At 51.5% G+C, this 3,287-nt stretch carries 1 protein-coding gene; it reads left to right on the top strand.

The features are described 5' to 3' along the window. Positions 1-21: 21 nt before the first annotated feature. The coding region (locus D5270_RS16270; protein ID WP_166545062.1) for a cadherin-like beta sandwich domain-containing protein at positions 22-3,287 on the top strand (3,266 nt) is incomplete at its 3' end.

Genomic DNA, 3,287 nt, shown 5'->3' with positions numbered 1-3,287 from the left:
AAATTTAAGAGGGTTGAAATCATGAACAAAAGCAAGTTCCTTAAGAGACCACTTGCGGCTCTTCTGGCCATTCTTATGGTCGTCGCTTTGGTCCCAATGAACGCCTTCGCTGCTGAGCCTGATGTTATCAAGGTAGGCGGCGTGGAGGCTACGCTCAGCGGTGACGCTTACACCGTGAGCATGAGCGTCCCCAGCGGCACGAGCGGCGTGGTCGAGAATGCACTGAGGAATGTGACATTCGAGCTGCGCACAGAAAACGGCACAAAGGTGGGCATCATCAATAAGGATGGCGCACAGAACACCACCAGCCTGCAGGGCCAGCCCGGCACCAGCAGCACACGGCAGTCCGTGGACCTGCTGGCCTATGCCAACAAGCCCGAGGGCAGCTATTGGGGCGACTACACCGGCATACAGCTGAAGGTCACCACCAATGACGGTGTTTCCACCACCTACCCGCTGACAATCACCGTCAGCGAGCGCAACGCCAGCAGTGACACCACCATCGCCTCAGTAGAGTCCACCCGTATAGTGGCTGCCGAGGTCGATAACACTGCTAAGACCATCGTTATCACCAAGCCTGTGGGCCGTGATAGCACAGCCAAGGTCCTTGGCCTGACAAAGGACAATTTTAAGACCACAAGCCCCAATGCTGACGTTAATATCGGCATTGCCGACCCTGATAATGATTCTATTACAAAGGTTGTCGTGACCGCTGAAGATAAGTCTACTCAGGTTTATACCGTTTCCTACAAAGTTGAGACCATCTTCGACGTGTTCAACGTGCCTGATATGATTAGCTATGAGGAGAACGAGGACAATGATACCGGCGATGTGATTATCACTGTTAAAGTTCCTTTTGGTACTTTTGGCGCTACAAGCCATATCGTTCCCACCTTCAAGCCTTCCGAAAATGTAAAGTACATTGAATCAACAGATGGTTTCACCGATGACGGCGGCCTCTATGACCGCGATAACGGTCAGACCACCAGCGGTGTGGCTGACTGGAGTGCTAGCACAGATACCACCGCCCCTGACAATGGCGATAAGCAAGTGTCTTTTGAGCTCGGAGTCCAGACCGGTAAATCTTCTCTGGCAGATACCAGCGGAGACGATGCAAATGGCACTGTGACCGTCAATTTTGTGCCTGTTGCAAATCCTGCAGCCAAACTGACCGGCGTGAATGTTGGTGATACAAACGGCGCAGACACTTATAGCCAGGGCCTGATTGAAGTTGCTAACAATGTTACCAGCCCCACCATTATTGTGGGCAATATCCCCAACGAGAATCTGGTCGACAACGACAATAACAACAACGATACCGACGTTGTTGAACTGACTACACGCGACATCAAGCTGCACGTTTCCAAGAATGCAAAGGTCACAGTGATGAATCCTTGGGCCGATAATGTGGATACAGTGTATGACGATTCTGATGACCACGACAGTGTTGTTACACTGGATAACGTCAATCTCCGCAAGTATCACAGCAAGCCCATGGAAATTCTGGTTGAGGCCGAGGATGGTGCTTATAACCATGCGACCAGGTACTATCTGACCTTTAACGGCACTCCCAGCGGCAAGCCGGTTATTAACAGTGTAGTATTGCATAGTAGCACCTTAGGTGATGTGAAGTCCACAAAGGATAAGGATGGAAATATTATTATTCATGTGCCATATGACGACACACTTCCTACTGGTGCATATACTGACCTGGCTAGTCTGTATGAGAAAATGACTGTAGATGCTTCCAATGGTGCTACTACTGCTGCAGTTTCTGCAAGCCGTGATGGAAAGCACTATTTAGTTGCTGAGAATTCCGATATAGCTGCTGGTGGTGCTTTTGGGTCACCTGCCGGAGGAAATACGGAAGTCGGAATTGGCCATTATGGATTCTTACTGCATTCTTCTTATGCGAATATCTCTGCCGATGGCTCTGCTTGCACTCCTGCTGCTGATGAGTCCATCACCAAAGTAGCTATTATTATCGATGATGCTAATGACAAGGCTGACATTACCAGTCTGACCCTGACCGACAAGCAGACTCTGCTCGAGGCCAGCACCAGCAAGTTCCCCACCACGATTAATCCCGATGAAAAGACCATTCGAGTCGAAGTTCCTTATGATTTCGGTATGGCAACTGGCAGTTGGGCGAACCAGGACATGTATGTTTACAGCTGGAATTGCAATGGTACAGACATAAGCGTTGTTGGTACGGCAAAATCCACTTTTGAGTATGTAGTGAGCAATTTAGATACTCAAACTGCAACTAAGCTTGTAACACTTGACGAAGATTCTATAACAACTGTTGCAGGAGAAGCCAAGTACAATCCTAAGACAGCCACTACTGGTGAGGAAGTAAAAGTTTGGAGCGAAAAGGATGCGGCTGGCAACACAGCAAGTCCTACTGAGACCTATTACGTCTATGCCGTGCGCCAGAACGCCAGCGGGGAGAGCAAACTGAATAATGTTACTGCCACTGCCCCCGTGCGTGTGGCCCTGGACACCACAGTTGACAAGCTCAACCGCTACATCATCACTATTCCCAAGGATTACAACAGCACCACCGGCATTGGCAACGCCAAGGAGTTTGAGCTGACCTTTGACCGCAGCGAGAAGTCCACCGTTGTGAACGGACAGCGCACCTGGGTCGGCAAGGACGATACCAGCGCCAAGTTTAAGGTTGCCGACGGCAAGCTGTACTTCAACAATGAGCAGGTCACCCTGACCGACGGCCGCATTATCCACTTCACCGTTGTTGCCGAGAACGGCACCAGCACCGGCGAGTATGAGTTCGTGGTCGTCGAGGGCGAGGCCAGCAAGGACGCTACCCTGAAGAGCGTCAAGGTAGACGACGAAATCTCCTTCACCCAGGACGACGATAAGTTCATCGTCGAGGACCTGAGCGAGAACGAGAACTACGACGTCACCAAGCTGCCGGTTGTCATCGAGACTAACGACCCCGGCGCTACCGTGACCGTTGACGGCAAGGACTATATCCCCGAGGTCACCACCGTTGACCTGAGCGAAGGCAAGACCGCAGAGGTGGTTGTCACCGCAGCCGATGAGGTTACTACCGCTACTTACACCCTGTCTATGAAGGATGGCTCTGCACCTGTTGAGAAGCCCTCGGACAAATACGACCTGAGCGACGTGTACTCGGGCCACCTGGAGGACGTAAAGAAGGCCATAGACATGGGCCTGATGTCCGGCACAGGAGCAGCAGGGAAGTTCAACCCCAAGGGCAAGATAGCCCGCCAGGACTTCGCCCTGATAATCGCCCGCGCCGA

It is taken from the genome of Acutalibacter sp. 1XD8-36 (genome assembly GCF_009917525.1).
Lineage (GTDB): Bacteria > Bacillota > Clostridia > Oscillospirales > Acutalibacteraceae > Acutalibacter.
Note: the sequence above shows the minus strand (reverse complement) of the source record. Positions and strands in the feature narration are given on the sequence as shown.